This window comes from Leclercia sp. Colony189, from assembly GCF_009740165.1.
Classification (GTDB): Bacteria; Pseudomonadota; Gammaproteobacteria; order Enterobacterales; family Enterobacteriaceae; genus Enterobacter.
In genome coordinates, this window is sequence record NZ_CP046557.1 from 3946595 (window position 1) to 3969897 (window position 23303).

Here is a 23303-nt window from a genome sequence, read left to right on the forward strand (position 1 = left end):
GTCTGATGAGTGAGTTTAGCCCCAGTGAGCATGTTCTCCCATTCCGCCATTGCCAGCCTCAACAACCTGGAGATGATGGTCTACAACACCGTCATTAAAAACCGCGATCGGGTGATGTACATGACCATTCGTGAACTGGCGGATGCGGCGGGGGTGTCCACCACCACCGTGCTGCGCTTTTGCCGCAAGCTGAACTGCGATGGCTATTCGGAATTCCGCGTGCGGTTTAAATTATACCTTGAGCAAAACGAACCGCAGCAGGCTAATTTTGGCGCCAGTGAGATTATCAGTTTTTTCAAAAGCGTAAACAACGACGAATTTGACGCGCTATTAAATAACGCCGTGGATATTATATTATCCTCGGAACGTATTATATTTGTCGGCGCGGGAACTTCAGGTTCGCTGGCAAAATATGGCGCACGGTTCTTTTCCAATATTGGAAAATTCAGCAACCATATCGACGACCCTTATTTCCCGGTCACTAACGATATGGCAAAAAATGCGCTGGCGATTGTGCTCTCGGTCTCGGGCGAAACCGAAGAGATCCTGCGCTTCGCCAGCCAGTTCAGCCTGCATCACTGCAAGGTACTCTCCATTACCAGCCACGAACATTCGCGGCTGGCGAAACTGGCGGACTTTAACCTCTCATGGCATGTTCCGCAAACGCGTATCGCAGGCGTCTACGATATTACCACGCAGATTCCGGTTATTTATATTCTTGAATCGCTGGGGCGTAAACTGGCGAAGAAATTAACGGAATAAAACACCCTGTTTTTTCGGTGTAACATATTACAACTCTCACGAATTGTTATATCGTGACATTTTATTCCCCTTTGTTAGACTCAAAAACAATAGCAATAAATGAGATTAGCAAAGATGAAAAAACTCACCTTACCAAAAGACTTTTTATGGGGCGGCGCGGTTGCGGCGCATCAGGTTGAAGGCGGCTGGAACAAAGGCGGCAAAGGCCCGAGCATTTGTGACGTGCTGACCGGCGGCGCGCACGGCGTACCGCGTGAAATCACCCAGGAGGTAGTTGACGGCAAATACTACCCTAACCACGAGGCCATCGACTTCCACGGTCACTATAAAGAAGATATCAAGCTGTTTGCCGAGATGGGTTTCAAATGCTTCCGCACCTCCATCGCCTGGACCCGTATTTTCCCGAAAGGTGACGAAACTCAGCCCAACGAAGAGGGGCTGAAGTTCTACGACGACATGTTCGATGAGCTGCTGAAATACAACATCGAGCCGGTCATCACCCTCTCCCACTTCGAAATGCCGCTGCACCTGGTGCAGGAGTACGGCGGCTGGACCAACCGTAAGGTGGTCGATTTCTTCGTCAACTTCGCCGAAGTGGTCTTTGAGCGCTACAAGAGCAAGGTCAAATACTGGATGACCTTCAACGAAATCAACAATCAGCGTAACTGGCGCGCGCCGCTGTTCGGCTACTGCTGCTCCGGGGTGGTCTATACCGAGCATCAGAATCCGGAAGAGACCATGTACCAGGTGCTGCATCACCAGTTCGTGGCCAGCGCCCTGGCGGTGAAAGCGGCCCGTCGCATCAACCCGGAGATGAAAGTCGGCTGCATGCTGGCAATGGTCGCGCTCTATCCTTACTCCTGCAAACCAGAAGATGTGATGTTTGCTCAGGAATCGATGCGTGAACGCTATGTCTTTACCGACGTGCAGTTGCGGGGTTACTACCCGTCCTACGTGCTGAATGAGTGGGAGCGCCGCGGTTTCACCATCAAGATGGAAGCGGGCGACGAGCAGATCCTGCGCGAAGGCACCTGTGATTATCTGGGCTTCAGCTATTACATGACCAACGCGGTGAAAGCGGAAGGCGGCACCGGCGATGCGATCTCCGGCTTTGAAGGCAGCGTGCCGAACCCGCACGTGAAAGCGTCCGACTGGGGCTGGCAGATTGACCCGGTGGGCCTGCGTTACTCCCTGTGCGAACTCTATGAGCGCTATCAGAAACCGCTGTTTATCGTGGAAAACGGCTTTGGCGCGTACGACAAAGTAGAAGAGGACGGCAGCATCAATGATGACTACCGCATCGACTATCTGCGCGCGCACGTGGAAGAGATGATGAAAGCGGTCACTTACGATGGTGTGGATCTGATGGGGTACACCCCGTGGGGCTGCATCGACTGCGTGTCGTTCACTACCGGCCAGTACAGCAAACGTTACGGCTTTATCTATGTGAACAAGCACGACGACGGCACCGGCGACATGTCCCGTTCGCGTAAGAAGAGCTTTGAGTGGTACAAAAAAGTGATCGCCAGCAACGGCGAGACGCTTTAATCCGGCATTGCCGGGCGGCGCTGCGCTTGCACCGGCCTGCGATCGATCCCCTCTCCCCTATGGGGAGAGGGTTAGGGTGAGGGGCCTTACTTCCCGCCCGCTAACTCAATAAAACTGCCCGTCACGTACGAGGCCTTCTCGCTCAGCAGCCAGACAATCGCCTGCGCCACCTCTTCCGGCTGGCCGCCGCGCTGCATCGGCAGCATCGACTTCACCCGATCCACCCGCCCCGGTTCACCGCCGGAGGCATGAATGTCGGTGTAAATCAGCCCCGGACGCACGCAGTTCACCCGGATGCCCTGGGCCGCCACTTCCAGCGATAGCCCGGTCGTCAGGGAGTCCACCGCCCCTTTCGATGCCGCGTAATCCACATACTCCCCCGGCGCGCCGAGTCGTGAGGCTGCTGAAGAGACATTCACGATCGCCCCGCCTTTACCGCCATGTTTCAGCGACATGCGTTTCACCGCTTCGCGGCAGCAGAGGAAATACCCGGTCACGTTGGTGGCCAGCACGCGGTTAATCCGCTCGGCGGAGAGGTTCTCAATGGTGCTCTGCTCGAAGAGAATCCCGGCGTTGTTGACCAGCGCGGCGAGGGGCTCCCCTTCGCGATCGAGGCTGTCGAACATCGCCATAACCTGCGCTTCGTCGCTGATATCCGCGCGCAGGGCAAAGGCTCTGCCGCCCTCTTCTGTAATCTGATTGATCACGTCGGTGGCGGCGCTGATGTTGTGGTGATAATTCACCGCCACGTTATAACCCACACGCGCCAGCTCAAGCGCCGTCGCTTTGCCAATCCCACGGCTGGCGCCGGTGACTAATGCGATTGCCATCTACAACCTCCGGATAAAAAAAAGCCGGGTGGCGCTGACGCTTACCCGGCCTACAGTATGACAGAAAGATTACTGGTATTCGCTCATCGGCACACAGGAGCAGAACAGGTTACGGTCGCCGTAAACGTCATCAAGACGCTTCACGGTCGGCCAGTACTTGTTGGCTACGCCTGCCGGGAAGACCGCCAGTTCGCGGGTGTAACCGTGGTTCCACTCCGCTACCAGTTCGTTCTGAGTATGCGGCGCGTTAACCAGCGGGTTATCTTCCAGGGTCCACTCCCCGGCCTTCACGCGGTCGATTTCGCTGCGGATCGCCAGCATCGCATCGATAAAGCGGTCCAGCTCAACTTTGCTTTCGGACTCGGTTGGTTCAACCATCAGCGTACCCGCAACCGGGAACGACATGGTCGGGGCGTGGAAGCCGTAGTCGATCAGACGCTTGGCGATATCCAGCTCGCTGATACCGGTCTCTTCTTTCAGAGGACGAATATCGAGGATGCACTCGTGCGCCACGCGACCATCACGGCCGGTGTAGAGCACCGGATAGGCATCTTTCAGACGCGTCGCGATGTAGTTGGCATTCAGGATCGCCACCTGGCTGGCCTGCTTCAGCCCTTCTGCGCCCATCATGCGGATATACATCCAGCTGATTGGCAGAATAGAGGCGCTGCCGAACGGTGCCGCAGAGACCGCGCCCTGACGGGTGAGCATGCCTTCGATCTGCACCACGCTGTGGCCCGGAACAAACGGCGCCAGGTGCGCTTTCACACCGATCGGGCCCATGCCCGGGCCGCCGCCGCCGTGCGGAATGCAGAAGGTTTTGTGCAGGTTCAGGTGCGACACGTCCGCGCCGATAAAGCCTGGCGTGGTGATCCCCACCTGGGCGTTCATGTTGGCGCCATCGAGGTAAACCTGGCCGCCATACTGGTGCACAATTTCGCACACTTCGCGGATGGTCTCTTCATACACGCCGTGAGTGGACGGATAGGTGACCATGATGCAGGAGAGCTTATCGCCGGTCTGTTCCGCTTTCGCACGCAGATCGGCCAGGTCGATGTTGCCGTTTTTATCGCAGGCCACTACCACCACTTCCATCCCTGCCATCTGGGCCGATGCCGGGTTGGTGCCGTGGGCGGAGCTTGGGATCAGGCAGATATCGCGATGCCCTTCGTTACGGCTCTCGTGATAATGGCGGATCGCCAGCAGACCTGCGTATTCACCCTGGGCGCCGGAGTTTGGCTGCATGCAGAGTGCGTCGTAGCCGGTCAGTTTCACCAGCCAGTCGGAGAGCTGGTTGATCATCTGGTGATACCCTTCCGCCTGATCGGCCGGGCAGAATGGGTGCAGTTCAGCGAATTCCGGCCAGGTGATTGGGATCATCTCGGCGGCGGCGTTCAGCTTCATGGTGCAGGAGCCCAGCGGGATCATCGCCTGATTCAGGGCCAGATCTTTGCGCTCCAGAGAGTGCATATAGCGCATCATCTCGGTTTCGCTGTGATAGCGGTTAAAGACCGGATGCGTCAGGATCGCGTCATCGCGCAGCATGCTCGCCTGAATGGAGCAACTGTCGTGCGCCACCTCTTTATCGAGCGTGTCCACATCCAGACCGTGGTCTTCACCCAGCAGGACGTTGAAGAGCACCTGCAGATCGTCACGGGTGGTGGTCTCATCCAGGGTGATGCTGACCGCATTCAGGATATCACTGCGCAGGTTAATTTCTGCCGCCTCAGCGCGTGCCAGCACGGCGGCTTTGTCGGCCACGTCAACGCACAGGGTGTCGAAGAAGTGGGCGTGACGCAGTTTTTGACCTTTCTGCTGCAGGCCACAGGCGAGAATATCGGCCAGGCGATGAATGCGGCTGGCGATACGCTTCAGGCCGACCGGGCCATGGAAGACCGCATAAAGGCTGGCGATGTTGGCCAGCAGTACCTGAGAGGTACAGATGTTGGAGTTCGCTTTCTCACGGCGGATATGCTGCTCGCGAGTCTGCATCGCCATTCGCAGGGCGGTATTGCCGGCGGCATCTTTCGATACGCCAATAATACGGCCTGGCATGGAGCGTTTGAATTCATCTTTGGCGGCGAAGAAGGCCGCGTGTGGACCGCCGTAGCCCATCGGTACGCCGAAGCGCTGCGCGGAGCCGAAGACGATGTCTGCGCCCTGTTTACCCGGGGCGGTTAACAGCACCAGCGCCATAAAATCGGCCGCCACGCTGACGACAATTTTACGCCCTTTCAGCTCGGCAATCAGTTTGGCGTAATCGTGCACTTCACCGGTGGTGCCAACCTGCTGCAACAGCACGCCGAACACATCCTGGTGATCCAGCACTTTATCGGCATCATCAACGATCACTTCAAAGCCAAAGGTCTCAGCACGGGTACGTACCACGTCGAGGGTTTGCGGATGCACGTCGGCTGCGACGAAGAAGCGGTTTGCGCCCTTCAGTTTGCTGACGCGTTTTGCCATCGCCATCGCTTCTGCGGCGGCAGTGGCTTCATCCAGCAGCGAGGCGGAGGCGATATCCAGACCGGTCAGATCCAGCGTCACCTGCTGGAAGTTGAGCAGCGCTTCCAGACGGCCCTGAGAGACTTCCGGCTGATAAGGGGTGTACGCGGTGTACCAGCCCGGGTTTTCCAGCATGTTACGCAGGATCACCGGCGGTAACTGCACGTTGGTGTAACCCATGCCAATGTAAGACTTAAAGCGCTTGTTCAGGCTGGCAATGCCCTTCAGTTCCGCCAGGGCGGCATATTCAGTGGTCGATTCCCCCACCTGCGGCGGCGTGTCGAGCTGAATATCCTTTGGCACAATCTGGCCGATCAAGGCGTTGAGCGAATCCGCGCCAACCGTCTTCAGCATCTCCTGCTGTTGCTGAGCATCCGGCCCAATGTGACGTTCGATGAAGGCGCCACGGTTTTCAAGCTGGCTTAAAGTCTGTGTCATGAGCGATGGTTCCTGAAACGTGCAGTGAATCGTATTTGGAATTTAACTGAATACGCTAAATCATTCGCGTTGCAGGAAGGCGGCGACGCAGCGAATCCCCGGGAGCTTACTCAGGTAAGTGACCGGGGTGAGCGAGGAAGCCAACGCGCCTGCAACGTGAAGGATGACGCGTATTTATTCGTCTTCGAGTAGAGCTTCGTACGCGGTGGCATCCAGCAGGGCGGCAACTTCCGCTTCATCGCTGGCTTTAATTTTGAAGATCCAGCCTTCGCCGTAAGGCTCGCTGTTGACCAGCTCCGGGGAGTCGCTCAGGGCGTCGTTAACCGCCACGATTTCGCCGCCGACCGGGGCATAGATGTCTGAAGCTGCTTTTACCGATTCCGCCACCGCACAGTCGTCGCCCGCGGTCACGGTCGCGCCCACTTCCGGCAGATCCACAAAGACCATGTCACCTAACAGCTCCTGAGCATGTTCGGTGATCCCAACGGTATAGGTGCCGTCGGCTTCTTTGCGCAGCCACTCATGTTCTTTGCTGTATTTCAGTTCTGCTGGCACATTGCTCATTGAATTTCTCCTGATAAAAATAATTAGGCGACCGGTTTACCGGCGCGAACAAAAATCGGTTTGGTCACGCGGACCGGCATTTCGCGGTTGCGGATCTGCACCACGGCCGTCTCGCCAATGCCCGCCGGCACACGCGCCAGCGCAATACTGTAACCCAGCGTCGGGGAGAAGGTGCCGCTGGTGATAATGCCTTCGCAGTGGTTGCCATTGGCATCGGTGAAACGTACCGGCAGTTCACCGCGCAGGACGCCTTTCTCGGTCATCACCAGCCCAACCAGCTGTTCGGTGCCCTTCTCACGCTGCTGTTCCAGCACTTCACGACCGATAAAGTCGCGATCGGCCGGTTCCCAGGCTATGGTCCAGCCCATGTTGGCCGCCAGCGGAGAGACCCCTTCGTCCATCTCCTGGCCATATAAATTCATACCGGCTTCCAGACGCAGCGTATCGCGCGCGCCCAGACCCGCCGGCTTAACGCCCGCTTCTACCAGCGCACGCCAGAAATCGGCCGCTTTTTCGTTCGGCATGGCAATTTCATAGCCCGCTTCACCGGTGTAGCCGGTGGTCGCCACAAAGAGATCGCCCGCCTGCACGCCAAAGAACGGCTTCATGCCTTCGGTGGCTTTACGCTGTTCTTCGTTAAACAGGGAGGCGGCTTTCGCCTGGGCATTTGGCCCCTGCACCGCAATCAGCGACAGGTCGTCACGCACGGTGATGTCGATGCCGTAAGGTTCAGCGTGTTGGGTGATCCAGGAGAGGTCTTTTTCGCGGGTGGCGGAGTTTACAACGAGGCGGAAGAAATCTTCAGAGAGGTAATAGACAATCAGGTCGTCAATAACGCCGCCGGAGGCATTCAGCATGCCGCTATAGAGCGCTTTACCCGGCGTCTTCAGTTTGGCGACGTCGTTTGCCAGCAGATAGCGTAAAAACTCCCGGGTGCGGCTGCCGTGCAGATCGACAATGGTCATGTGAGAGACGTCGAACATACCGGCATCGGTGCGCACCGTATGATGCTCATCAATCTGCGAACCATAATGCAGCGGCATCATCCAGCCATGGAAATCGACCATGCGTGCACCGCATAAGGTGTGTTGTTCATACAAAGGCGTCTGTTGAGCCATCTTATCCTCGTTGAATGAGCTGGGCTGTCTTGCGTTTCATGGCGAAAAATTCACCACGAAACCCGGCATCGGCATCGCTCCCGGACACCGACGCAAACGTTCTCTTTCCTCAGAACTTACCACCGAAAACGGTGGTTAACCATAAGGCAAAATGGGTCATCACATTAGCTTATAGTCAAAAAAGCCAGCAAAGCGTACAGAGTTATTCACTATAAAAATGCGAATCGTTCCGCACAAAAGCAAAGTCGATAAGATGGGATTTAGCACAGGCTGATATTTACTGCGGAAAAATGCGCGAAATTTCCGTAACATAAAAATAGCCAGATTAGTTAATCTAATGCGAAAAAGGCGGTGAAATTAGATTATTTCAAACGAGGGAGATCCCCCGGCCTGCAGGCCGGGAGAATAAAGTGTGATGGAGTTCTAAATTAGCGTAGCCAGTCCGGCAGGTCGTTAAGTCCCATCGCCTGACGCAGAAGTTGTGGTTTAACGCCCGGGAGGGTGTCAGCCAGTTTCAGACCGAGATCGCGCAGCAGTTTTTTCGCCGGATTGGCACCGGCAAAGAGTTCGCGGAAGCCCTGCATCCCCGCCAGCATCATTGCCGCGCTGTGCTTACGGCTACGCTCGTACCGGCGCAGGTAAATATGCTGACCAATATCTTTGCCCTCACGATGGAGGCGGCGCAGTTCATTCACCAGCTCGGCGGCATCCATAAAGCCCAGGTTTACCCCCTGCCCGGCCAGCGGATGAATGGTGTGCGCCGCGTCGCCCACCAGCGCCAGGCGATGCGCCGCGAACTGGCGCGCATAGCGACCGGTTAACGGGAATACCTGACGCTCGCTTTCGACAGTGCAGAGCCCCAGCCGGTTATCAAAGGCCACGCACAGGGCCTGATTAAACGCTTCGGCTGATGCCTCCTGCATCTGCTGCGCCTTCTCAGGGGAAAGCGACCAGACGATGGAGCAGAGATGCGGATCGCTGAGCGGCAAAAAGGCCAGAATGCCGTCGTTATGGAAGATCTGCCGGGCCACCGCCTGGTGCGGTTCCGCGGTGCGAATAGTGGCGACCAGGGCATGATGGCGGTAGTCCCAGTACGTCAGGGGAATGTCGGCTTTGTTGCGCAACCAGGAGTTGGCACCATCGGCCCCGACCACCAGACGCGCAGTCAGCATGTCGCCGCTTTGCAGGGTAATAAAGGCATCGTTTTCACCCCAGGCCACCTGCTGCAGTTGTGCCGGGGCAATCAGCGTAACGTCGCTGCACTGCTGCGCTTTCTGCCACAAGGCATGATGGATCACCGCGTTTTCGATGATATGGCCGAGATGGCTGTAGCCCATGCTCTCATCATCAAAGGCGATATGCCCGAAGCTGTCTTTATCCCACACTTCCATGCCGTGATAGCAGCTGGCGCGCTGGGCGATAATCTCTGACCAGACGCCAACGCGGGTCAGCAGCTTTTCACTGGCGGCGTTGATCGCCGAAACGCGTAGCTCAGGCGGCGCATCGGGAGCGACAGGCTGCGGCTGTTTCTGTTCCAGCACCGCCACGCGCAGACCGCTCCCCTGCAGACCGCAGGCCAGCGCCAGTCCTACCATTCCGCCACCGACAATGGCGACATCAACATTCTGCACTTTGTTTACTCCTTAGCGAGCGACCCAACCAAGCGTCCTCTGTGCCAGCACATCGCGTGCCGGAATGAATAGTTCCATCGCCATTAACCCGGCGTTACGCCCCACGACCAGCGGCGCCCAGCGATTGGCAAACAGATGCACCAGCCCGTCGGTTACGCCGATCGTCGCCGCTTTATCTGCCTGGCGACGCTTCTGGTAGTGGCATAACACCGGATATGCCCCGCAATCCTGCTGTTGCGCAAATGCCTCGGCCAGGGTTTCGGCAAGGGTCATGACATCGCGCAGCCCGAGGTTAAAGCCCTGTCCGGCGATGGGATGTAATGTCTGTGCTGCATTGCCCACCAGCGCGACGCGATGGGAGACAGATTGCGACGCCGTAGTTAAGGCCAGGGGATAGAACGAACGCTTGCCCGCATGGGTGATCCGCCCCAGCCGCCAGCCAAAGGCTTTTTGCAGTTCGGTGCAGAAGCGTTCATCAGACCAGCTCTGCACATCGTCCGCACTCTCCAGCGGATGGCACCAGACCAGCGAGCTGCGCCCCTGCGACATCGGCAACATGGCCAGCGGGCCATGTTGGGTAAAACGTTCAAAAGCGCGACCACGATGTGGCTCGGCGGTGGCGACGTTGGCAATCACCGCCAGCTGATGATAGGGCTGCTGTTGCCACTGGATCCCGCACTGCTGGCCGAGCGCCGAACGGGAGCCGTCGGCAGCCACCAGCAGTTGTCCGTCAAGGGTGGTGCCGTCATCGAGGGTGACGCTCACCGCCGCTTCGCTGCGGGTAAAATGCTCCACGCGCGCCGGGCAATGCAGCGTCACGCCAGGGGCCTCCTTTAGCAGACGGAACAGGCGCAGACCCACGTCGTGCAGTTCAACCACCTGCCCCAGCGCATCAATGCGGTAATCCTGCGCCTCAAGGGTGACAAACCCGGCGTGGCCCCGGTCGCTGACATGAACGGTTTCGATGTCCGTGGCACAATCGGCAATCGCCTGCCAGATGCCGCTACGCGCGAGCTGCTGGCAGGTGCCCTGCGCCAGGGCGATAGCGCGTCCGTCAAAACCCGGATGGCCCGTTGACTGCGGGGCAACGGCTTCGATCAGATGGATCGGCAGCTTACCCTGGGTCAGGGAAGAGAGGGTCAGCGCCAGCGTTGCCCCCGTCATGCCTCCGCCAACGATGATGATGCTCATGCGCGCGCCGCCGCCATCAGCGCCTCGATCTCATCGGCATTTTTCACCACCGACGCGGTGAGGTTTTCGTTGCCGGTTTCGGTGATAACGATGTCGTCTTCGATGCGAATGCCGATACCGCGATACTCCGCAGGCACATCGGCATCCGGTGCGATATAGAGCCCCGGCTCAACGGTCAGCACCATGCCAGGCTCCAGCACGCGCGAACGCTCCGGGCCATACGCTCCCACATCATGCACATCCAGCCCCAGCCAGTGGCTCAGGCCATGCATAAAGAAGGGACGGTGCGCACTCTCAGCAACCAGCTGATCGACATCGCCCTGCAGGATACCCAGATCCACAAGCCCGCTGACCATGATGCGCACCACTTCACCGGTCACTTCCTGAATGGAGGTGCCAGGGCGGAACAGCATCAGCGCCGTATCCAGCGAGTGCAGAACAATGTCGTAAATCGCGCGCTGGGCTGGGGTAAATTTACCGTTCACCGGGAAGGTGCGGGTGATATCCCCGGCATAGCCTTTAAATTCACATCCGGCATCAATCAGCACCAGATCGCCATCCCGCAGTTCGGACTCGTTTTCGGTGTAGTGAAGAATGCAGCCATTTTCACCGCCGCCCACAATGGTGTTGTAGGCCGGATAGCGCGCGCCGTGGCGGGAAAATTCATGATGAATTTCCCCTTCAAGCTGATATTCGAACATTCCCGGACGACACTTTTCCATCGCCCGGGTATGAGCCAGCGCGCTGATTTCACCCGCGCGACGCATTACCTCCAGCTCTTCAGCCGATTTAAACAGGCGCAGTTCATGCACAACGGGACGCCAGTCGGTGATCGTTGCGGGCGCTTTCAGATTTTGCCGGGCGCCTTTGCGCAGCTTATCCAGCGCGGCAAAGAGAATCTCGTCGGCATACGCGTATTCGCCCTGGGCGTGGTAAACCACATCCAGGCCATTGAGCAGCTGGTAGAGCTGATCGTTGATTTCGCTGAACGCCAGGGCGCGATCCACGCCCAGCTTTTCCGGCGCGGCCTGCTGTCCCAGCCGACGGCCAAACCAAATTTCGGCGGTGAGATCCCGAACGCGGTTAAACAGCACGCTGTGGTTGTGGGTGTCATCACTTTTAATCAGCACCAGTACCGACTCCGGCTCGTTGAAGCCGGTGAAGTACCAGAAATCACTGCTCTGGCGATACGGATACTCGCTATCGTTACTGCGCGTGGCCTCCGGTGCGGCAAATATCAGCGCGGCGCTTCCCGGCTGCATCGTAGCCAGCAGCGCCTGACGGCGACGAAGGTACTCTTGCTGAGTCATGACACCCTCCAGTAGTTGTTATTAGTGTAAGGTTGGTTTGCGCACTTCCGGCGCAGTGGGCTGAGTCCGCGTAAAGGTATCGTGGCAGAGCAACGACGCGACGCGCACATACTCAATGATCTCTTCGAGGGACATTTCCAGCTCTTCCTGGTCCTCTTCCTCGTCGTAGCCCAGCTGTGCAATGTTGCGCAGATCGTCGATCGCTTCTCCGGCTTCGCCCGTCACCTTTTCAAGTTTAGGCTGCGTTACGCCCAACCCCAACAGGTAATGGTTAACCCACCCGGCCAGCGCATCGGCGCGATCGAACACGCTGACGTCGTCGCCATCAGGCAGATAAAGCTGAAAAAGGAAGCCGTCATCTTCCAGCGCATCGCTGATTGCGCCATGCATACTGCGCAACGCCTGGGCCAGATCGTGGCCAAACGCCAGACCTTCGTTCGTCAGGTCGTGAACCAGCGGCAGCCATGAGCTGTCGTTGTTTCCACCACACAGCATCCCGCTGATCAGACCGTGCATTTCAGCAGGTGTTAAACCCACGCCCTGCTGGTTCAGTAACTGGCTAACGTCGTTGTAGCCAGGCATTTCGTTCTGTATAGACATGCGCATTCGTCATCATTGGGAGGAATATTCATGGTATGCTACCACTTTGGACCCTGGTGAACCAGAATAGGGCTTGTATCTGCGCACCAGGGTAGCTATAGTGTCGCCCCTTCGCAGCCCCCGGAATCGGGTGTGAAGGCAGCGCAGTCAAACAGCAGGAAGGTGGCATGTCTGCACAACCCGTCGATATCCAAATTTTTGGCCGTTCGCTGCGAGTGAATTGTCCGCCTGAACAAAGGGATGCTTTGAATCAGGCTGCGGATGATTTGAATCAGCGGTTGCAAGATTTAAAAGAACGCACTAGAGTCACAAATACTGAGCAGCTGGTTTTCATCGCCGCGTTGAACATCAGTTATGAATTGACTCAGGAAAAAGCGAAGACCCGCGAATACGCGGCGAGCATGGAACAACGCATTAAAATGCTCCAGCAGACCATCGAACAGGCATTGCTTGATCAGGGTCGCATTACTGACAGACCGGGGCAAAACTTTGAATAACACTTCATGGTCTACTATGGTAGAGTGACCCTGAAGGAAAAATTTCTCTGAGATGTTCGCATGCGGGCCAGTCCCCTGAGCCGATATTTCATACCACAAGAATGTGGCGCTCCATGGTTGGTGAGCATGCTCGGTTCGTCCGAGAAGCCTTAAAATCATGACGACACATTCACCTTGAACCAAGGGTTCAAGGGTTACAGCCTGCGGCGGCATCTCGGAGATTCCCTCACCTTTCTACCCAGCGACTACCATGACGCAACTTCCTGAAGCTCCTGCCACACGTCAACAAATTCGTCAGTTTATTCGCCAGCAACGCAGAGCCCTAACGCCTGAACAGCAAGCCCATTTCGCGCAGCAAGCCGCGGCCCGCATGATGGCGTATCCGCCTATGGTCATGGCGCACACGGTGGCCCTGTTCCTCTCCTTTGACGGTGAACTGGATACCCAGCCGCTTATCGATGAACTCTGGCGCAGCGGGAAGAAAGTCTATCTGCCGGTACTCCACCCTTTTAGCCCGGGTCATCTCCTGTTTCTGCACTATCACCCTCACAGCGAACTGGTGGTGAATCGTCTGAAAATCACCGAGCCGAAACTGGACGTGCGCGACGTATTGCCGCTGGATCAGCTGGATGTGCTGGTGACGCCGCTGGTGGCGTTTGATGAGAGCGGCCAGCGCTTAGGCATGGGCGGGGGTTTTTACGATCGCACCCTGCAAAACTGGCAGCAGTACGGTTTACATCCCGTGGGCTATGCGCATGATTGTCAGGGCGTTGAAGCGTTACCGGTGGAGAAGTGGGATATCCCGCTGCCTGCGGTGGTGACGCCGTCCAGAATTTGGCAGTGGTGAAAAAAGCCGGGTGGCGGCGTCGCCTTACCCGGCCTACACAATCCGTAGGCCCGGCAAGCAAAGCGCCGCCGGGCAGCAGACCGCACTAAATCAGTAAAGCAGACGCGCGCGAATCGTGCCCGGAATGGCCTTCATCCCCTGCAGCGCTTTCTCTGCAACGTCTTCATCCGCTTCGATATCGATAACCACATAACCCATCTGCGCGTTAGTTTGCAGATACTGTGCGGCAATGTTGACCCCCTGCTCGGCGAAGATCTGGTTAATGGCCGTCAGCACGCCCGGACGGTTTTCATGGATATGCAGCAGACGGCGACCGCCGTGCAGCGGCAGAGAGACTTCCGGGAAGTTAACCGCAGAGAGGGTGGAACCGTTGTCGGAGTATTTGCTCAGCTTACCGGCCACTTCAAGACCGATATTTTCCTGCGCTTCCTGCGTGGAGCCGCCAATGTGCGGGGTCAGGATCACGTTGTCGAACTCGCACAGCGGAGAGGTAAACGGATCGCTGTTGGTCGCCGGCTCGGTCGGGAAGACGTCAATGGCCGCCCCCGCCAGATGTTTGCTTTTCAGGGCGTCGCACAGGGCAGGAATATCCACCACCGTACCACGCGCGGCGTTGATCAGCAGCGAGCCCGGCTTCATCAGCGCCAGCTCTTCCGCACCCATCATGTTTTTGGTAGAAGCGTTTTCCGGCACGTGCAGGCTCACCACGTCGCTCATGTTGAGCAGATCGGAGAGATGCTGAACCTGAGTAGCGTTACCCAGCGGCAGTTTGCTTTCAATGTCGTAGAAGAAGACGTGCATCCCGAGCGATTCAGCGAGAATGCCCAGCTGTGTACCGATGTGGCCGTAACCGATAATCCCCAGCTTCTTACCACGCGCTTCAAAAGAGCCTGAGGCCAGCTTATTCCAGATCCCGCGGTGCGCTTTGGCGTTGGCTTCAGGGATGCCGCGCAGCAGCAGCAGGAGTTCGCCGATAACCAGCTCCGCCACGGAACGGGTGTTGGAGAATGGCGCGTTGAATACCGGAATCCCGCGCTTCGCGGCAGCATCAAGATCGACCTGGTTGGTGCCGATACAGAAGCAGCCAATCGCCACCAGTTTTTCTGCCGCGGCAATAACCTCTTCGGTCAGGTGGGTACGGGATCGCAGGCCAATGAAGTGGGCATCACGGATCGACTCTTTCAGCTGTTCGGTATCCAGTGCACCTTTGTGAAATTCGATGTTGGTGTAACCCGCCGCACGAAGGCTATCCAGTGCTTTCTGATGCACCCCTTCGACCAGCAGAAATTTAATCTTGTCTTTCTCCAGTGATACCTTTGCCATTTCCCCGACCCTGTCTGATTGTCTGAACTGTTGTTGTGCTGGATTGAAATCCACTCCCGCCAACATATCAAAAAAAACTATTGCAGCAATATGAACGTTTGCGTCGGCACTCTGAAGAAATGTCATACAGCCGCAATTGGCAGTGAATTATTCTGTGGAGCAGGAGGAAAGCGGCAGGATCGTCAGGAGAGGATTATAAATGTGACACAAGTCACCAAATATCGCTTTTGCAAAAATAATTAGCGGGGGGACGCTCCCCCCGTCAGATCATTTCACGATGGTTTTAACGCCCTCGGCGGTGCCAATCAGCGCGACATCCGCGCCACGGTTGGCGAATAACCCTACGGTTACTACGCCTGGCAGGCCATTAATGGCGTTTTCCAGCGCCACGGCGTCGAGGATCTCCAGACCGTGCACATCCAGAATCACGTTACCATTGTCCGTCACCACCCCCTGACGGTATTCCGGGCGTCCGCCCAGCTTGACCAGCTCACGGGCGACCGCGCTACGCGCCATGGGGATCACTTCAACCGGCAGCGGGAATTTGCCAAGGATATCCACCTGCTTCGAGGCATCGGCGATACAGATGAACTTGTCCGCAACAGAGGCGATGATTTTTTCACGCGTCAGCGCCGCGCCGCCGCCCTTGATCATCTGCATATGGCCGTTGATTTCATCCGCGCCATCAACGTAGATTCCCAGGCGGTCGACTTCATTCAGATCGAAAACGGTAATGCCCAGGCTTTTCAGCTTTTCCGTGGATGCATCGGAGCTGGAAACCGCGCCCTCGATCTGCCCTTTCATCGTGCCGAGCGCATCAATAAAGTGTGCTGCCGTTGACCCTGTGCCCACGCCGACAATGGTACCCGGCTGTACATACTGGAGAGCGGCCCATCCTACTGCTTTTTTCAGTTCATCCTGCGTCATGATCTCTTGCCCGTGGTGATTTTGCGTGACGCGCATTATAGAGCATTCACCTGCGCCATGTGATCTGCAAGGTCACCAATTTCGTCTGTATCAAACATAAATTTATGTCATAGTGCGAAGTATTGAATTATTTGGGAGTCAGCCAGAGCAATGAAACGTCCGGACTACAGAACATTACAGGCCCTTGATGCCGTTATACGTGAACGCGGATTCGAACGCGCAGCACAGAAGCTGTGCATTACCCAGTCCGCCGTTTCGCAACGGATCAAACAGCTTGAGAATATGTTCGGGCAGCCGCTGCTGGTCCGTACCGTGCCGCCACGTCCCACCGAACAGGGGCAAAAACTGCTGGCGCTGCTGCGTCAGGTGGAGCTGCTGGAAGATGAGTGGCTGGGTGACGAACAGACCGGCTCCACGCCGCTGCTTCTCTCCCTGGCGGTCAACGCCGACAGTCTGGCAACCTGGCTGCTGCCCGCGCTGGCGCCGGTGCTGGCCGATTCGCCTATCCGGCTGAATTTGCAGGTGGAAGACGAAACCCGTACCCAGGAGCGTCTGCGTCGCGGTGAAGTGGTGGGCGCGGTCAGTATCCAGCCTCAGGCGCTGCCAAGCTGCCTGGTGGATCAACTGGGGGCACTGGATTATCTCTTCGTCGGCTCCAAAGCGTTTGCTGAACGTTACTTCCCGAATGGCGTCACCCGCGCGGCGCTGCTTAAAGCGCCTGCCGTGGCGTTTGACCATCTCGATGATATGCATCAGGCGTTTTTACAGCAGAACTTCGATCTGCCGCCCGGCAGCGTACCCTGCCATATCGTTAACTCATCAGAGGCCTTCGTGCAGCTGGCGCGTCAGGGCACAACCTGCTGCATGATCCCGCATCTGCAGATCGAGAAAGAGCTGCAGAGCGGTGAGCTGATCGACCTGACGCCAGGCCTGCACCAGCGCCGCATGCTCTACTGGCACCGCTTCGCCCCGGAAAGCCGGATGATGCGCAACGTCACCGATGCACTGCTGGCCCACGGCCATAAGGTCCTGCGCCAGGACTAATAAAAAAGCCGGGTCGCGTTAACGCTCACCCGGCTTTTTATTGCTGCTAAAGCACAACCATTACGGGGCTTTTGTCGCCGTATCCGGCTGCTGCGCTTGCTGCTGCACCTGCGGAGTCTGCTGGCTCTGCTGCTGACCCTGTGCTGGCTCCAGCTGGAACACCACATCAACCTGATCGTCGAACTGAATCGTTGGCTGTTCGTAGGTATCCTGCGCGGAGACCGGCGCCGCTTCCGCTTTCATCATGCGCACCATCGGGCTCGGCTGGTAGTTAGAGACGTGGTAACGCACGCTGTAAACCGGACCCAGTTTGCTGTTGAAGCCAGACGCCAGCTGCTGCGCCTGACGCACGGCATCATCAATCGCCGCTTTACGCGCTTCGTCTTTATATTTCTCAGGTTGCGCAACACCCAGTGAGACCGAACGGATCTCATTCAGACCCGCTTTCAGCGCGCCATCCAGCAGGGCGTTAAGTTTATCGAGCTGACGCACCGTCACTTCCACGGAGCGCACCGCGCGGTAACCTTTCAGGATGCTTTTGCCATCCTTATAGTCATAATCCGGCTGGGTACGCAGGTTGGCAGAGTTGATATCTTTTTTACCCACGCCGTTCTGCTCCAGGAAAGAGAGATATTGCGCAACGCGGTCGTCTGCCTGTTTCTTGGCGGTGGCAGCATCTTTGGCCGCCACGTTCACTTCAATGGCTAAGGTCGCAATATCCGGTGCCGCATCCACGCTTGCGGTGCCGGAGGTCACAATGTGCGGGCTGTCAGGCAGTTCACTGGCCTGAACGGATGCTGCGCCAAAACCCATTAATGCCGCCAGGGCAATTGCATTCAACTTCACTTTAATTCCTCCATGTTGCGAAGAGTGCCCAGGTAACAGGGCGCATGCCAGCAAGCTTAGCGACTGCTGGTCGAATGTCCATAAGACAACGCTTAGTTGAATAGTTCACGAATGTGATGAATTCCCTCTTTCGCCAGCTGAAAAGCAATAAACCACATCACCACGCCGACCAGGCCGTTAATAATGCGCTGAGCTTTGGCGGTGCGCAGACGGGGTGCCAGCCATGCAGCGAGCAGCGCCAGACCAAAGAACCAGAGGAAGGAAGCGCTGACGGTACCCAGCGCGAACCAGCGTCTCGGCTCGACATCCAGCTGCCCGCCCAGACTGCCCAGCACCACAAACGTATCCAGATAAACGTGCGGATTAAGCCAGGTTACCGCCAGCATGGTGACGATAATTTTCCAGCGCCCCTGCTTCATGACTTCAGCGCTGGCCAGCTCAATATTGCTGCCCAGCGCCGTTTTAAGGGCGCCAAAACCATACCAGAGCAGAAACGCGACGCCGCCCCAGGTGACCAACGCCAGCAGCCAGGGAGACTGCATCAGTAGCGCGCTACCGCCAAAAATCCCGGCACAAATCAGTAGCATATCGCTTAGTGCACACAGCAGCGCGATCATGATGTGATATTGGCGTCGAATACCCTGATTCATGACGAAGGCGTTTTGCGGGCCGAGAGGCAGGATCATCGCCGCGCCAATCATAAGCCCCTGAAAATAAAAAGAGAACATGAACACTAATCTCAAAAATGTGACTTAAGGGCTGACTATACTGCGGGAGAATAATAAGAGAAAATGGATAATATTAATTGGCAATTAGTGAAGCTAATGTAACCCGGTACGCATTGCGCGCACCAGGTTACGATGAAACGTTATTCCGCCGGTTCTTTCACCCGCTTGAAGTTCACGTCCATCTGCGGATATGGGAAGCTGATGCCGTTAGCATCAAAGTCGCGCTTGATGCGCTCCAGTACGTCCCAGTAAACGCTTTGCAGATCGCTACTTTTGCTCCAGATACGGACAACGAAGTTGATAGAGGAGGCGCCCAGCTCGTGAAGGCGAACCGTCATTTCGCGGTCTTTCAGGATACGCTCGTCAGATTCAATGATGTCGGTGATAAGTTTCTTCACCTGCTCGATATCGGAATCATAGCCCACGCCGATCATAAGCTCGTTGCGGCGAACCGGCTCCCGGGAGAAGTTGGTGATATTGCCGTCGATAACCTTTTTGTTCGGCACGATAACGATTTTGCCGTCCGCGGAACGCAGCGTAGTGGAAAAAATCTGCACGTTCAGCACCGTACCTGCGGTGCCACCGAGATCGACATACTCCCCGGAACGGAATGGACGGAAGGTGACCAGCAGCACGCCGGCCGCCAGGTTTGCCAGCGAGCCCTGTAGCGCCAGGCCCACGGCCAGACCAGCGGCACCCAGTACCGCAATCACCGAGGCGGTCTGAACCCCCACACGCCCCATTGCTGCTATCAGGGTAAAAGCAATAATCGCGTAGCGCACCATTGCCGAGAGGAAATCGGCGACGGTAGCGTCAATGTGCCGGGCGAGCATAACGCGGTTAACGCCTCTGGCAACCGTCCGGGCAACGATCATCCCCACCACTACGATGGCAATCGCCGCAGCGATATTTACGGCATAGCTGATAAGCAACGCCTGATTACGCACCAGCCAGGAGCCCGCGTTATTGATGCTATCTACAACACCGAGATCTTCCATTTATCTTTCCTTATGCACATAAAACACAAATCCGCCCCATGCGGAGAGGAGCAAGTGTGTAAAGGGTAAACAAAAAGCCCGCAATATGCCAAACAGATCACATAAAACAGCCACTATAGCCAGTTGAAAAGACATAAAAAAGCCCGCGATTAACGCGGGCTTTTGATGCTTGCTGTCAGCAGCTTAAATTACAGAACGTCAACCGCGTTCAGCTCTTTGAACGCCTGCTCCAGACGCGTCACCATAGAGGTCTGGGCTGCACGCAGCCATACGCGTGGATCGTAGTATTTCTTGTTCGGCTGGTCTTCGCCTTTCGGGTTGCCCAGCTGGCCCTGCAGGTAAGCTTCGTTAGTTTTGTAGTACTGCAGAATACCGTCCCAGGTTGCCCATTGGGTGTCGGTATCGATGTTCATTTTGATAACACCGTAGCTAACGGAATCTTTGATTTCCTGAGCAGAAGAACCGGAACCGCCGTGGAAGACGAAGTTCAGGCTGTTGTGCGGCAGGTTGTGTTTCTTGGAAACGTACTCCTGAGAATCACGCAGGATAGTTGGCGTCAGAACCACGTTACCTGGCTTGTACACACCGTGTACGTTACCGAAGGAAGCCGCGATGGTGAAACGTGGGCTGATTTTGCTCAGCTCGGTGTAAGCGTAATCAACGTCTTCTGGCTGAGTGTACAGAGCAGAAGCGTCCATATGGCTGTTGTCCACGCCATCTTCTTCGCCACCGGTGCAACCCAGTTCGATTTCCAGGGTCATGTCCATTTTGGCCATGCGAGCCAGGTATTTGGAGCAGATCTCAATGTTCTCTTCCAGAGACTCTTCAGACAGGTCGATCATGTGAGAAGAGAACAGTGGCTTACCGGTTGCAGCGAAGTGTTTTTCGCCCGCGTCCAGCAGACCGTCGATCCACGGCAGCAGTTTCTTCGCGCAGTGGTCAGTGTGCAGGATTACTGGAACGCCGTAGTGTTCAGCCATCTGGTGAACGTGATGTGCGCCAGAGATTGCGCCCAGGATTGCCGCGCCCTGAGGAACGTCAGTTTTCACGCCTTTACCTGCGATAAACGCAGCACCGCCGTTAGAGAACTGAACGATTACCGGCGCTTTAACTTTTGCTGCAGCTTCCAGTACGGCGTTAATAGAGTCGGTACCGACGCAGTTAACCGCTGGCAGCGCAAAGTTGTTTTCTTTAGCTACCTGGAACACTTTCTGAACGTCATCACCAGTGATCACGCCAGGTTTTACGAAATCAAAAATTTTAGACATGTTGCGAGTCCTGTATCTTCGGCCTTGGAAAGGGGCGAGCTCTTAAAAGCGCGCTGAAAATTGGGCAGGTTTCCCTGCCCTAAAATGGCTTACTTCTTAGCGCGCTCTTCGAGCATGGCTACTGCTGGCAGAACTTTGCCTTCCACGAATTCGAGGAATGCGCCGCCGCCAGTGGAGATGTAGGAGATCTTGTCGGAAATACCGAACAGATCGATGGCTGCCAGGGTGTCACCGCCGCCAGCAATGGAGAATGCATCGCTGTCTGCAATCGCGTTAGCCACGATTTCAGTACCTTTACGGAAGTTCGGGAATTCGAACACGCCAACCGGACCGTTCCACAGAATGGTTTTTGCATTCTTCAGGATTTCAGCCAGTTTCTCTGCAGAGGCGTCGCCCAGGTCCAGAATCTGCTCTTCATTTTTGATGTCAGAAACAGATTTCAACTCTGCGGTTGCGGTTTCAGAGAACTCGGTCGCGACGCGAACGTCAGTTGGAACCGGGATATCGCAGGTGCTCAGCAGGCGTTTCGCTTCGTCAACCAGGTCTGCTTCGTACAGGGATTTACCCACGTTGTGGCCCTGGGCAGCAACGAAGGTGTTAGCGATACCACCGCCAACGATCAGCTGGTCAGCGATTTTGGACAGGGAGTCCAGAACGGTCAGTTTGGTGGAAACTTTAGAACCACCAACGATAGCAACCATCGGACGAGCAGGTTCTTTCAGCGCTTTACCCAGCGCATCCAGCTCAGCGGCCAGCAGAGGACCTGCACAAGCGACGTCGGCGAATTTACCGATACCGTGGGTAGAAGCCTGGGCACGGTGAGCGGTACCGAAGGCGTCCATCACGAATACGTCGCACAGTGCAGCATATTTTTTGGACAGGGTTTCGTCGTCTTTCTTCTCGCCTTTGTTGAAGCGAACGTTTTCCAGAACAACCAGTTCACCTTCAGCAACTTCCACGCCGTCCAGGTAGTCTTTAACCAGACGTACCGGGCTGGACAGTTTGTCTTTCAGGTAATTAACAACCGGCAGCAGAGAGAATTCTTCGTTGTACTCGCCTTCGGTCGGACGACCCAGGTGGGAGGTTACCATCACTTTTGCGCCCTGCTTCAGTGCCAGTTCGATGGTTGGCAGAGAGGCACGGATACGCGCGTCGCTGGTCACTTTACCCTCTTTAACCGGTACGTTCAGATCCGCACGGATGAAAACGCGTTTACCTGCCAGATCCAGATCGGTCATCTTAATTACAGACATGGTGAATCCTCTCGTTGATTCTTAAAGTTTTGCAGACGCAATACGCGTCTTACCTGAAACCTTGTGCGGCCATGGCTAACGTGGTGTCGAGCATCCTGTTAGCAAAGCCCCATTCGTTATCACACCAGACCAGCGTCTTGATCAGGTGCGCTCCACTCACGCGCGTTTGGGTGCCATCTACAATGGCGCTGTGCGGATCGTGGTTAAAATCTACTGAGACCAACGGTAATTCCGTATAGTCAACTATACCATGAAATGCTTGCTGTGCCGCCTTTTGCAGCAACAGGTTGACCTCAAAGGCTTTTACCGGTTTTTTAACGGTAACGCTGAGGTCGATCGCCGTCACGTTGATGGTAGGTACGCGGACCGCGATAGCTTCAAAACGATCTTCAAACTGCGGAAAAATTCGGGTTATACCGGCCGCCAGTTTGGTGTCCACCGGGATAATCGACTGACTCGCCGCGCGAGTGCGTCGCAGGTCCGGGTGGTAAGCGTCAATGACCTGCTGATCGTGCATGGCTGAGTGGATCGTGGTAACCGTACCCGACTCAATGCCGTAGGCATCGTCCAGCAGCTTGATGACCGGAATAATACAGTTGGTAGTACAGGAGGCATTGGAGACAATTCGGTGTTCTGCGTGCAACTCGTGATGGTTGACGCCGTAAACCACCGTGGCATCGAGATCGTTACTGCCAGGATGTGAAAAGAGCACTTTCTTTGCGCCAGCCGCCAGATGGGCTTCGCCGTGTTCGCGGTTGCCGTAGACGCCGGTACAATCGAGTACCACATCGACACCCAGTTCACGCCAGGGTAATGCTTCGATCGTCCGCTCATGAAGCACACGGATCACGTCATCACCGACAAGCAGCTGCTCTCTCTCCTGACGAACGTCCCAGGCAAAGCGTCCATGGCTGGTGTCATATTTCAATAAATGCGCCATGCCTGCGGCATCCGCCAGTTCATTGATGGCCACCACGGTAATTTCCGCCCGGCGTCCGGATTCATATAAAGCACGAACCACGTTACGTCCGATGCGACCGAAACCATTAATCGCTACGCGTACGGTCATAAGTCT

Annotated in this window: 21 protein-coding genes and 1 other RNA gene; 6 read left to right on the forward strand and 16 right to left on the reverse strand. The window is 56.3% G+C overall.

Annotated features, from left to right (window positions below; genetic code table 11):
• Window positions 1–30: 30 nt before the first annotated feature.
• Both GNG29_RS18785 and bglA read left to right on the forward strand, forming a co-directional pair.
• Window positions 31–762, forward strand: coding sequence for a MurR/RpiR family transcriptional regulator (locus GNG29_RS18785; RefSeq protein WP_103176879.1), 732 nt, complete (start codon window positions 31–33; stop codon window positions 760–762).
• A 114-nt stretch (window positions 763–876) separates the two neighbouring features.
• Window positions 877–2310: a 6-phospho-beta-glucosidase BglA gene (gene bglA, locus GNG29_RS18790; RefSeq protein WP_156655195.1), complete on the forward strand. Its 1434-nt coding sequence runs from the start codon at window positions 877–879 to the stop codon at window positions 2308–2310.
• An 86-nt stretch (window positions 2311–2396) separates the two neighbouring features.
• Here bglA and GNG29_RS18795 read toward each other — a convergent pair whose 3' ends face one another.
• The 8 genes from GNG29_RS18795 to GNG29_RS18830 form a co-directional block, all read right to left on the reverse strand.
• On the reverse strand, window positions 2397–3140 hold the full coding sequence (locus GNG29_RS18795) for an SDR family oxidoreductase (RefSeq protein WP_103176880.1): 744 nt from the start codon (window positions 3138–3140) through the stop codon (window positions 2397–2399).
• A 69-nt stretch (window positions 3141–3209) separates the two neighbouring features.
• Window positions 3210–6083, reverse strand: a complete 2874-nt coding sequence (gcvP, locus tag GNG29_RS18800; RefSeq protein ID WP_103176881.1) for an aminomethyl-transferring glycine dehydrogenase — start codon at window positions 6081–6083, stop codon at window positions 3210–3212.
• A 174-nt stretch (window positions 6084–6257) separates the two neighbouring features.
• Entirely contained in the window at window positions 6258–6647 is a 390-nt protein-coding gene (gene gcvH, locus GNG29_RS18805; protein WP_039029826.1) for a glycine cleavage system protein GcvH, read from the reverse strand.
• Window positions 6648–6670: 23 nt separating this feature from the next.
• Window positions 6671–7765: a glycine cleavage system aminomethyltransferase GcvT gene (gene gcvT / locus GNG29_RS18810; RefSeq protein WP_156655196.1), complete on the reverse strand. Its 1095-nt coding sequence runs from the start codon at window positions 7763–7765 to the stop codon at window positions 6671–6673.
• 428 nt (window positions 7766–8193) lie between these two features.
• A complete protein-coding gene (gene ubiI, locus GNG29_RS18815; protein ID WP_103176884.1) occupies window positions 8194–9396 on the reverse strand; it encodes an FAD-dependent 2-octaprenylphenol hydroxylase in 1203 nt (400 codons plus the stop codon).
• Window positions 9397–9408: 12 nt separating this feature from the next.
• Window positions 9409–10587 (reverse strand): 2-octaprenyl-6-methoxyphenyl hydroxylase, encoded by a 1179-nt coding sequence (ubiH, locus tag GNG29_RS18820; protein WP_156655197.1) that lies wholly within the window; start codon window positions 10585–10587, stop codon window positions 9409–9411.
• Window positions 10584–11897: a Xaa-Pro aminopeptidase gene (pepP, locus tag GNG29_RS18825; RefSeq protein ID WP_103176886.1), complete on the reverse strand. Its 1314-nt coding sequence runs from the start codon at window positions 11895–11897 to the stop codon at window positions 10584–10586. Before pepP ends, ubiH begins: the two co-directional genes overlap by 4 nt.
• 21 nt (window positions 11898–11918) lie before the next feature.
• The gene (locus GNG29_RS18830) at window positions 11919–12497 is read right to left on the reverse strand and encodes a YecA family protein (protein WP_139156297.1); all 579 of its coding nucleotides are present in this window, start codon (window positions 12495–12497) and stop codon (window positions 11919–11921) included.
• 167 nt (window positions 12498–12664) lie between these two features.
• Between GNG29_RS18830 and zapA the strand changes: the two genes are divergently transcribed.
• The 3 genes from zapA (at window position 12665) to GNG29_RS18845 (ending at window position 13841) form a co-directional block, all read left to right on the forward strand.
• Window positions 12665–12994, forward strand: a complete 330-nt coding sequence (gene zapA / locus GNG29_RS18835; RefSeq protein ID WP_039029820.1) for a cell division protein ZapA — start codon at window positions 12665–12667, stop codon at window positions 12992–12994.
• Window positions 12995–13035: 41 nt separating this feature from the next.
• Window positions 13036–13219, forward strand: a non-coding RNA gene (gene ssrS / locus GNG29_RS18840) — 6S RNA.
• Between the two features lie 25 nt (window positions 13220–13244).
• Complete coding sequence (locus GNG29_RS18845; RefSeq protein WP_103176888.1) at window positions 13245–13841, forward strand: 5-formyltetrahydrofolate cyclo-ligase; 597 nt, start codon at window positions 13245–13247, stop codon at window positions 13839–13841.
• Between the two features lie 90 nt (window positions 13842–13931).
• On the opposite strand, the gene serA is transcribed toward GNG29_RS18845, so the two are convergent.
• Entirely contained in the window at window positions 13932–15164 is a 1233-nt protein-coding gene (gene serA, locus GNG29_RS18850) for a phosphoglycerate dehydrogenase (protein WP_103176889.1), read from the reverse strand.
• A gap of 267 nt (window positions 15165–15431) precedes the next feature.
• Window positions 15432–16091, reverse strand: coding sequence for a ribose-5-phosphate isomerase RpiA (gene rpiA / locus GNG29_RS18855; protein WP_103180978.1), 660 nt, complete (start codon window positions 16089–16091; stop codon window positions 15432–15434).
• A 150-nt stretch (window positions 16092–16241) separates the two neighbouring features.
• Here rpiA and argP point away from each other — a divergent pair, with 150 nt between their 5' ends.
• Window positions 16242–17135 carry a DNA-binding transcriptional regulator ArgP gene (gene argP / locus GNG29_RS18860; protein WP_103176891.1) on the forward strand — a complete coding sequence of 298 codons (894 nt, stop codon included), beginning with the start codon at window positions 16242–16244 and terminating at the stop codon, window positions 17133–17135.
• Between the two features lie 60 nt (window positions 17136–17195).
• On the opposite strand, the gene GNG29_RS18865 is transcribed toward argP, so the two are convergent.
• From GNG29_RS18865 to epd, 6 genes are all read right to left on the reverse strand, one after another.
• A complete protein-coding gene (locus GNG29_RS18865; protein WP_371816561.1) occupies window positions 17196–17948 on the reverse strand; it encodes an oxidative stress defense protein in 753 nt (250 codons plus the stop codon).
• A gap of 125 nt (window positions 17949–18073) precedes the next feature.
• The gene (argO, locus tag GNG29_RS18870) at window positions 18074–18709 is read right to left on the reverse strand and encodes an arginine exporter ArgO (protein ID WP_103176893.1); all 636 of its coding nucleotides are present in this window, start codon (window positions 18707–18709) and stop codon (window positions 18074–18076) included.
• 140 nt (window positions 18710–18849) lie between these two features.
• Complete coding sequence (gene mscS / locus GNG29_RS18875) at window positions 18850–19707, reverse strand: small-conductance mechanosensitive channel MscS (protein WP_156655198.1); 858 nt, start codon at window positions 19705–19707, stop codon at window positions 18850–18852.
• Window positions 19708–19895: 188 nt separating this feature from the next.
• Window positions 19896–20975, reverse strand: a complete 1080-nt coding sequence (gene fbaA / locus GNG29_RS18880) for a class II fructose-bisphosphate aldolase (RefSeq protein ID WP_039029814.1) — start codon at window positions 20973–20975, stop codon at window positions 19896–19898.
• Window positions 20976–21064: 89 nt separating this feature from the next.
• On the reverse strand, window positions 21065–22228 hold the full coding sequence (pgk, locus tag GNG29_RS18885) for a phosphoglycerate kinase (RefSeq protein ID WP_103176895.1): 1164 nt from the start codon (window positions 22226–22228) through the stop codon (window positions 21065–21067).
• Window positions 22229–22277: 49 nt separating this feature from the next.
• Window positions 22278–23297 (reverse strand): erythrose-4-phosphate dehydrogenase, encoded by a 1020-nt coding sequence (epd, locus tag GNG29_RS18890; RefSeq protein WP_103176896.1) that lies wholly within the window; start codon window positions 23295–23297, stop codon window positions 22278–22280.
• Window positions 23298–23303: the final 6 nt, after the last annotated feature.

Excerpts from the sequence above, each read along its gene's own strand:
- GNG29_RS18785 (WP_103176879.1), top strand. The coding sequence starts at position 31 with ATGTTCTCCCATTCCGCCATTGCCAGCCTCAACAACCTGGAGATGATG.
- bglA (WP_156655195.1), top strand. The coding sequence starts at position 877 with ATGAAAAAACTCACCTTACCAAAAGACTTTTTATGGGGCGGCGCGGTT.
- GNG29_RS18795 (WP_103176880.1), bottom strand. The coding sequence starts at position 3,140 with ATGGCAATCGCATTAGTCACCGGCGCCAGCCGTGGGATTGGCAAAGCG.
- gcvP (WP_103176881.1), bottom strand. The coding sequence starts at position 6,083 with ATGACACAGACTTTAAGCCAGCTTGAAAACCGTGGCGCCTTCATCGAA.
- gcvH (WP_039029826.1), bottom strand. The coding sequence starts at position 6,647 with ATGAGCAATGTGCCAGCAGAACTGAAATACAGCAAAGAACATGAGTGG.
- gcvT (WP_156655196.1), bottom strand. The coding sequence starts at position 7,765 with ATGGCTCAACAGACGCCTTTGTATGAACAACACACCTTATGCGGTGCA.
- ubiH (WP_156655197.1), bottom strand. The coding sequence starts at position 10,587 with ATGAGCATCATCATCGTTGGCGGAGGCATGACGGGGGCAACGCTGGCG.
- pepP (WP_103176886.1), bottom strand. The coding sequence starts at position 11,897 with ATGACTCAGCAAGAGTACCTTCGTCGCCGTCAGGCGCTGCTGGCTACG.
- GNG29_RS18830 (WP_139156297.1), bottom strand. The coding sequence starts at position 12,497 with ATGTCTATACAGAACGAAATGCCTGGCTACAACGACGTTAGCCAGTTA.
- zapA (WP_039029820.1), top strand. The coding sequence starts at position 12,665 with ATGTCTGCACAACCCGTCGATATCCAAATTTTTGGCCGTTCGCTGCGA.
- GNG29_RS18845 (WP_103176888.1), top strand. The coding sequence starts at position 13,245 with ATGACGCAACTTCCTGAAGCTCCTGCCACACGTCAACAAATTCGTCAG.
- serA (WP_103176889.1), bottom strand. The coding sequence starts at position 15,164 with ATGGCAAAGGTATCACTGGAGAAAGACAAGATTAAATTTCTGCTGGTC.
- rpiA (WP_103180978.1), bottom strand. The coding sequence starts at position 16,091 with ATGACGCAGGATGAACTGAAAAAAGCAGTAGGATGGGCCGCTCTCCAG.
- argP (WP_103176891.1), top strand. The coding sequence starts at position 16,242 with ATGAAACGTCCGGACTACAGAACATTACAGGCCCTTGATGCCGTTATA.
- GNG29_RS18865 (WP_371816561.1), bottom strand. The coding sequence starts at position 17,948 with ATGGGTTTTGGCGCAGCATCCGTTCAGGCCAGTGAACTGCCTGACAGC.
- argO (WP_103176893.1), bottom strand. The coding sequence starts at position 18,709 with ATGTTCTCTTTTTATTTTCAGGGGCTTATGATTGGCGCGGCGATGATC.
- mscS (WP_156655198.1), bottom strand. The coding sequence starts at position 19,707 with ATGGAAGATCTCGGTGTTGTAGATAGCATCAATAACGCGGGCTCCTGG.
- fbaA (WP_039029814.1), bottom strand. The coding sequence starts at position 20,975 with ATGTCTAAAATTTTTGATTTCGTAAAACCTGGCGTGATCACTGGTGAT.
- pgk (WP_103176895.1), bottom strand. The coding sequence starts at position 22,228 with ATGTCTGTAATTAAGATGACCGATCTGGATCTGGCAGGTAAACGCGTT.
- epd (WP_103176896.1), bottom strand. The coding sequence starts at position 23,297 with ATGACCGTACGCGTAGCGATTAATGGTTTCGGTCGCATCGGACGTAAC.